General features: G+C 75.0%; 5 protein-coding genes and 1 pseudogene. 2 read left to right on the top strand and 4 right to left on the bottom strand.

The window, feature by feature from the left end; translation table 11 throughout:
• Positions 1–1944 (bottom strand): FAD-dependent oxidoreductase (locus AQJ66_RS03710; RefSeq protein ID WP_244162732.1); only part of this gene is annotated, 1944 nt, incomplete at its 3' end.
• 333 nt (positions 1945–2277) lie between these two features.
• Here AQJ66_RS03710 and AQJ66_RS03705 point away from each other — a divergent pair.
• Together AQJ66_RS03705 and AQJ66_RS03700 are read left to right on the top strand one after the other, a co-directional pair.
• Positions 2278–2625, top strand: coding sequence for a VOC family protein (locus AQJ66_RS03705; protein ID WP_061916217.1), 348 nt, complete (start codon positions 2278–2280; stop codon positions 2623–2625).
• 77 nt (positions 2626–2702) lie between these two features.
• A pseudogene (locus tag AQJ66_RS03700) lies at positions 2703–3785 on the top strand (IS200/IS605 family accessory protein TnpB-related protein); the annotation flags it as partial.
• A gap of 151 nt (positions 3786–3936) precedes the next feature.
• On the opposite strand, the gene AQJ66_RS03695 reads toward AQJ66_RS03700, so the two are convergent.
• From AQJ66_RS03695 to AQJ66_RS03685, 3 genes are read right to left on the bottom strand one after another with little or no spacing between them, the layout of a single operon-like run.
• Positions 3937–4488 (bottom strand): GNAT family N-acetyltransferase, encoded by a 552-nt coding sequence (locus AQJ66_RS03695; RefSeq protein WP_061916214.1) that lies wholly within the window; start codon positions 4486–4488, stop codon positions 3937–3939.
• A gap of 50 nt (positions 4489–4538) precedes the next feature.
• A complete protein-coding gene (locus tag AQJ66_RS03690; protein WP_061916211.1) occupies positions 4539–5462 on the bottom strand; it encodes a S66 peptidase family protein in 924 nt (307 codons plus the stop codon).
• Positions 5459–7414 carry an LpqB family beta-propeller domain-containing protein gene (locus AQJ66_RS03685; protein WP_425264255.1) on the bottom strand — a complete coding sequence of 652 codons (1956 nt, stop codon included), beginning with the start codon at positions 7412–7414 and terminating at the stop codon, positions 5459–5461. The genes AQJ66_RS03690 and AQJ66_RS03685 overlap by 4 nt, the downstream gene beginning before the upstream one ends.
• Positions 7415–7427: the final 13 nt, after the last annotated feature.

Here is a 7427-nt window from a genome sequence, read left to right as displayed (position 1 = left end):
GCCCGGCTGGTTCCTGGCCGGCTCACCACCCGGCTGATTCCTCGCGGGCTCACCACCGGTCTCGTTCCTGGCCGGCTCACCACCCGGCTGATTCCTCGCGGGCTCACCACCGGTCTCGTTCCTGGCGGGTTCGCCGCCGGGCTGGTTCCTCGCGGGCCCACCGCCCGGCTGGGGCTTGGCAGGCTCGCTGCCGGGCTCGGTCATGGCACGCTCCCCGCCGGGCTGAGTCTTGGCAGCCCCACTGTCGGGTTCACTCTTGGCGGCGCCACCAAACGGTTGGTTCTTCGCAGGCTCACCGCCCGGCTGGTTCTTCGCCGGCTCACCACCCGGCTGGTTCCTGGCAGGCTCACCACCCGGCTGGTTCCTGGCAGGCTCACCACCCGGCTGGTTCCTCGCGGGCTCACCACCCGGCTGGGGCTTGGCAGGCTCGCTGCCGGGCTCGGTCACGGCACGCTCCCCGCCGGGTCGGTTCTGCGGGGGCTCGCCGCCCGCCCGGTTCCTGGGTGGCTCACCGCTCGGCCCGCTTCCGCCGGGCTCGGTGTTCTGGTGCGGCTTCGGCGGCGGTGTCGGCGTGCGCGGTTCGGTGGGAGTGGGGCGGGCCGCCGCCGGGGTGTCGTCCGTGGGCGCGGCGGCGGCCGGTCCCCGGGGGACGCGGGCCAGTTCCGGGGAGGACGTGTCCAGGGGGACCGACCAGGAGCGGACCAGACCCAGCTGGACGCCCTGGCGGGGCAGCACCGCGTCCAGGATCCAGTCGGCGAGGACGCGCACGCGGTTGCCGGGCATGGCGGCCAGGTGGTAACCGCGTGTGACCGCTCCTGCCGGCAGGCCGGACAGCGGGATGCCGAGCGGGTTCGCGGCGGCCCGGACGCCGCCCAGGTCGACGACGAAGCCCAGGTCGCGGTGGCGGTAGACGCGCCGCCGCCGGCCGAGGCCGAGCGAGGCGGCCACGTTCTCCCCGGCCACCCGGCCCTGCCGCCAGGCGTGCTGGGCGGTCATGGGCGTGAACTTCCCCGGATGCTCAAGATCGGGCACGGCCGCCGCGTCGCCGCAGGCGAACACCTCCTCACGGCCCGGCACCCGCAGGTGGGGGTCGACGATCAGCCGCCCCCGCTCCAGGGGCTGCCCGACCGCCTCGACCAGCGGATCGGGCCGGACCCCGACGCACCACACCAGCGTCCGGCACCGGACGGACTCGCCGTCGGTGAGCAGCACCCCGTCATGGGTGGCCTCCTCCACCGAGGTCCCCATCCGCACGTCGACGCCCCGTGCCCGCAGGACCCGGTCGGCGGTGCGCGAGAGCCGCTCGTCCATCTCCGGCAGCACGCGCGGCGCGATGTCCAGCAGCATCCAGCGCGGCCGGGCACCGCCCGGCAGGTGCCGGCGCGCGAGGCGGTCGGTGAGCATCTGCATCTGCGCGGCCACCTCCGTGCCGGTGTAGCCCGCGCCGACCACCACGAAGGTGCACCGGGCGGCCCGCTCCGCCGGGTCGTCGGCCGCGGCGGCCAGCTCGACCTGGCGGGTGACGTGGTCGCGCAGGTACAGCGCCTCGGGCAGCCCGCGGAACCCGTGCGCGTGCTCGGCGACACCGGGGATCGGCAGCAGCTTGTTGACGCTGCCGACGGCCAGCACCAGCCGGTCGTAACCGAGGCTGCCGGTGCCGCCCTCGGGGTCGGTGTACCGCACGGTGCGCCGGTCGAGGTCGACGCGGTCCGCCTCCCCCAGCACCAGCCGCACCCCGCGCAGCGTGCCGGGGAGGGAGACGGTGACCCTGCGGGCCTCCAGGATCCCGGCGGACACCTGGGGCAGCAGGGGGAGGTACAGGAAGTAGTCGGTCGGGTTGAGCAGCGTGACGCGGGCCCGGCCCCGGGTCAGCCGGGCGAGGGTGCGGGCGGCCCGGTACCCGGCGAATCCGGCGCCGACGATCACGACGCGTGGTCGACTCACGGTGCGCCTCCGGCTCAGTCGCTGCTTGGAAGCCTTCCGCGTAACCGAGGCGGGGGCACCCAAACGCCGCCGGCCTCACCCGGACGCCCGACCGCGTCCCCGGCCGGCGCCGTCCCGCGCCGTCCCGGACGCCGGCCCGGCCCGCGTTTCGCGCCGTCGCCCCCGGTCACCCGGCCCCGGCCCCGGCAGAGCCCACCGGCCCACACCCCGACCGCCCGGTCGCCCGGTCGCCCGGAGCGAACGTGGGGGACCAGGACGCCCGACACCGTTGGGGAACGGTTCTTCGACCTCTACCGGACCGCGGCGCCGGGCTTCCCGACTAGGCTCGTCCGCATGGAGATTCTGGGCGCCACACTGTGTGTCTGCGTAGACGACCTCGAGACCGCGATCCCGTTCTACGAGGGGCTGGCGGGCGGTACGGCACAGCGGTTCGAGCGCGGCGGTGTCCAGGTCGCCGCGGTCGGCTCGTTCCTCCTGATGAGCGGGCCGGAGCCGGAGCTGGAGGTGCTGCGCCGGGTGGCGGCGACCATCGCGGTGAAGGACGTCGACGAGGCCCACCGGGTGCTGACGGAGCAGGGCGCCCGGATCGTCGCGGGGCCGGTCGCGACCCCGGTCGGACGGAACCTGCTCGCGGTGCACCCGGACGGCTCGGTCTTCGAGTACGCCGACCAGCGGGGCTGAGCCGGCCAGGGCGCATGCAAAATCGTGGCCGGCGGGCAAGGTGGTGACCACGTAACGGTTGATGGCGGTTGAGTGCGGAGCAGGCGCAGCTGACCGAGGAGCAGTGGCGCACCCGGTGGCGGGCCGGGCGCCGGTTCCTCACCGCGGACGGCGAGTCCGGCAGACGGTTCGGCAACGAGAGCATCCGGGTCACCGGTGACGGCGAGGTGTCGGTCAAGCTCCCCGCGCCGCTGGTCCACCTGGCGAACGCGCCGCACGGCCGGTACGTACTGGCCACGCGGGTGTCGTTCGCGCACCGGGGCGAGCAGTGGGCCGACCGCGTGGCAGCGAACCGGGCCGTGGCCTACCGCATCCACGAAGACACCGACCGGGGCCGCTGGTACCTGACCACGTCCTGGACGATGCCCCCAGTGCAGGCCGTGCCGCTGGTAGCTGCCCGGGCCAGGGGCCTGATCGGTGTGGACACCAACGCGGACCACCTGGCCGCCTGGCGCCTCGACGCACACGGCAACCCCCTCGGCAGGCCCCTCCGGTTCGGCTACGACCTCACCGGCACCGCCCAGCACCGTGACGCGCAAGTCAGACACGCCCTGACCCGCCTGCTGCACTGGGCCAAGCACCACGGCCTGTCGATCGCGATCGAAGACCTCGACTTCACCGCCGAGACCACCCGCGAGAAGCACGGCCGCCGCAAACGGTTCCGCAACCTCGTCTCCGGCCTGCCCGTCAGCAGGCTGCGGGCCCGGCTCGTGTCCATGGCGGCCGAACTCGGCATCACCGTCGTCGCCGTTGATCCGGCCTACACCAGCCGGTGGGGCGCCCAGCACTGGCAGGGGCCCCTCACCAGCAAGAACAACAAGACCACTCGCCACGACGCGGCAGCGGTGGCGATCGGAAGGCGCGCCCTGGGGCACCCGATCCGGCGACGGACGGCACCGCCCCCGCACGACCGGAGTGATCATGCGGGGCATCGAACCGTCCAGGCCACATCGGTGACTCCGCAACGTGAGGGAAACCGCCCCCGTATTCCCGGACCACGGACACGATCCGTGCGCGCCGGACACGAAGCGAACGCGGTGGACCAGAACGCCCAACACCGTTCGGCGCGTTCGGCTGAGCACAAGTTCTGGCAACAGGACCCACTCCCGCTCAGCCTGTAGGAACGGTCAGTACCTCACGTCGGATCCTCGTCACGATCACCATGGAACCCGGCGGGGGACGCGTCGGCCAGGGGAGGTGCCGGTCAGGTTTACGCAAAGGCGCCGTGGCGGGCGCGGGCCCGGGTCGGAGGGGCTGTCGCGGACGGCGGGATCAGTGGCCGGTCCACATCTCCGCGGTCAGCGCCCAGCGTTCGTGGTCGCGCCAGGCGCCGTCGATGTGGATCATCTTCGGTGAGAAACCCTCCTTGCGGAACCCGGCGCCCCGGGCGAGGGCGAGGGAGGCGGTGTTCCCGGGCTGCGCGTTGATCTCGAGCCGGTGCAGCCCCAGCGGCCCGAACGCGTGGCCGATCACCAGCCGAAGGCCCTCCCGCATGAGTCCCCGGCCGGCCGCGTGCGCGAAGGCGCCGTAACCGAGGGCGCCGCTCCGGAAGCCGCCCCGGACGATGTTGTTGATGTTGATGAAGCCCGCGATGGCCCCGGTGTCCTTCTCGCACACCAGGAAGCCGGCTCTGGCCGGGTCGTCGATGAGCGCCCCGGCGTAGGCGGAGTAGGCCTCGTCGGTGTCGGGCGGGAACAGCCACGGCCGGTGCAGGTCCTTGCTCTCCCGGGCCCGGGCGGTGAACTCGGGGCCGTCGCCGGGGGTGAAGGACCTGATGCCCACGCGGGGGCCTTCGGCGAGGTAGCGGGATGCGGTGTGCGGCATCCCGCCAGCCTACGCGCCACCGGTCGCGGCGCCCGGTGACCTACGACCGGCTAGCGCAGCGCCGGCTCGTCCAGGGTGAGCGTGGCCGCCTCGGCGTCGAGTTCGGCCGTCACCCCGAAGGGGATCGTCAACGCGCCCGCGCAATGGCCGAACCCGAAGTCCTCCACCACCGGCACGCCGAGCGCGCCGAGCCGGTCGGTGAGCAGGAGGCGCAGTTCGGCGGGGCCGGCGCAGTTCTCCCATGAGCCGAGCAGCACACCGCGGACCCCTTCCAGCCAGCCGGCGCGCAGGAGTTGGGTGAGGTACCGGTCCAGCCGGTACGTCTCCTCCCCCACGTCCTCCAGGCAGAGCAGTCCGCCGCTCGCCGAGGGGCGGGCGTGCGGGGTGCCGAGTTCGGCGGCGAGCAGGCACAGGCAGCCGCCGAGGGTGACGCCCCGGGCCCGGCCGGGGACGAGCGCGGTGCCGCCGGAGGCGATGGTGCGGACCGTCTCCGGCGCGAACAGCGTGGCCCTGAGGTGCTCCTGGGCCCGCTCGTTCTTGACGAAGTCGACGCCGGCGGCCATCGGCCCGTGCAGGGTGGCGAGGCCCAGCCGGGTGGCGAAGGCCTCGTGCAGGGCGGTGATGTCGCTGAAGCCGACGAAGACCTTCGGCCCGGCCGCCCGCATCGCCTCCCAGTCGAGGAGGTCGGCCATGCGCTGCACGCCGTATCCGCCGCGGGCGCACAGGACCGCGTCCACGCTGGGGTCGCACCAGGCGCTCTGCAGGTCGGCGGCGCGGTCGGCGTCGGTGCCGGCCAGGTAGCCGAACGCGCCGTGCCGGTCCAGCACATGGGGTGCGGCGACCGGGTCGAGGTCCCAGCCGCGCAGCACGTCGAGGCCGGCCTGCAGCCGTTCCTCGGGCACCGGCCCGCTGGGGGCGACGACGGCCACCCGCGCCCCGGGGGCCAGCCGGGCCGGCCGCAGCAGCTCCCTCATGTGACCAGCTCCAGCTTCGGCACGGCAGGGGTCGGGGCGAGCCCGAACACCTGGGCGTACAGGGACAGTTCGGCCTCCAGGGCGCGGACGATGGTGTCGGCCCGCCGGAAGCCGTGCCCCTCCCCCGCGAAGGTGAGGTAGGCGTGCGGCACCCCGCGGCCCCGGAGCCGGGCGAGGAAGCGTTCGCACTGGGCGGGCGGGCAGATGACGTCGTCCAGTCCCTGCAGGAGCAGGAACGGGGCGGTGAGCCGGTGGGCGTGCGTGGTGGGCGAGCGCTCGGCGTACCGCTCGGGCACCTCGGCGCGCGGGCCGACCAGCGACTCCAGGTACCGGGACTCGAAGTCGTGGGTGTCCCCCGGGCCCCAGGTGGCGAGGTCGAAGATGGGGTAGCTGATCGTGCCGCAGGCGTAGAGGCCGGTGGTGGTCAGGGAGGCGGCGGTGGTCCAGCCGCCGGCGCTGCCGCCGCGGATCGCGAGCCGGTCCGGGTCCGCGGTGCCCTCCTCGGCCAGCGCGCGGGCCACGGCCGCGCAGTCCTCGACGTCGACCACGCCCCACTGTTCGCGCAGCCGCTCCCGGTAGGCGCGGCCGTAGCCGGTGGAGCCGCCGTAGTTGACCTCGGCGACGCCGATGCCGCGTGAGGTGAAGTAGGCGATCTCCAGGTCGAGGACGAGCGGGACCCGGCTGGTGGGTCCGCCGTGCGCCCAGATGACGTAGGGCGGCAGCTCGCCGTCGGGGGCGGTGCGGGCGGGGTGGTGGGGCGGGTAGACGTGGGCGTGCACCTCGCGGCCGCCGGGGCCGGTGAAGGTGCGGGCCGTCGGCCGGGGGTAGTACGCCGGGTCGACGGTGTCCCGGTGGCGGGCGCCGATCGCCCGGGCGCGGCCGGTGCCGGTGTCCAGCTCGACCACCTCGTACCCGGTGCGCGGGCTCGCGCCGACGGCGACCACGCGCTCGCCGTGGGCGGCGAGCGTCGGCGCGAACTCGGTCCAGGGCCCGGCCGCGTCGACGACCTCCCCGGACTCCGGGTCCAGGATCCCCAGCACCGCCGGCCCGCGGCCGTGCAGGACCGCGATCAGCCCGTTGTCCAGCGGCGCGAACCAGCGCAGGCCGAGCTTCCACAGCGGCCCGGCGAACTCCTCCTCGCGCGGGCACAGCGGGGTGCCGTCCCGGTACAGGTTCCACCAGCCGCTGCGGTCGCTGGCGAAGAGCAGGCCGCCGTCGGCCGACCAGTCGGCCTGGGCGACGGCCTCCTCGGGTCCTCCGGCGACCGTGCGCACCTCGTGCAGCAGGCCGTCCTCGCCCACCTCGCCGACGAGCAGTTCCGTGCCGTCCCACGGCATCCGCGGGTGGTCCCAGGCGAGCCAGGCGGCGCGGCGGCCGTCGGGCGAGAGGCGGGCCGCGGTGACGAACCGGTGCCGGGCGCCGGTGAGTTCGCGGACCGCCGCCCGGTCCTCGGCGGCCGAGCCGTCCAGCGGTACGGCGGCCAGGACGCGCCGCACGTCGTCGGGACCGTCCCCGGTGTACTCCTCGAGCACGCACCAGACCTCGCCGCGGGCGAGGTCCACCCGCGGCTCCGCCCAGCGCAGCCCGTCGCCCACCGGCGAGACGGGTGTCAGCGGGCGGGGCTCGCCGCCCGGCTCCCAGCGGTAGAGCCGCTGGTCGGCGAAGTGGGTGAACACCACCAGGGGCCCGCCGTCCCCGGCCACCGCGGTCCAGGGCCGGCCGCCGTACTCGATGACCCGGCTGCGCACGTTCCACGGCGCCGGCAGCACCGGCTCCTCGCGGCCGTCCGCGGTCCGCCGCACCAGTGCCCGGCGCCCGCCCTCGGCGGGCCGGGGCTCGGTCCACCAGACCTCGTCGCCGACGTACCCCACCCACTCGGGCTGCCCGTCGTGCGCGGCGGCCAGCGCCGCGTCGATCGGCGACGGCCAGGAACCGTACGGCTGCGTCTGCATCTGCTCCTCCATC

This window comes from Streptomyces bungoensis (genome assembly GCF_001514215.1).
Classification (GTDB): Bacteria; Actinomycetota; Actinomycetes; order Streptomycetales; family Streptomycetaceae; genus Streptomyces; species Streptomyces bungoensis.
The sequence above is the reverse complement of the archived record's forward strand: the minus strand, read 5'-3'. Positions and strand labels throughout refer to the sequence as shown.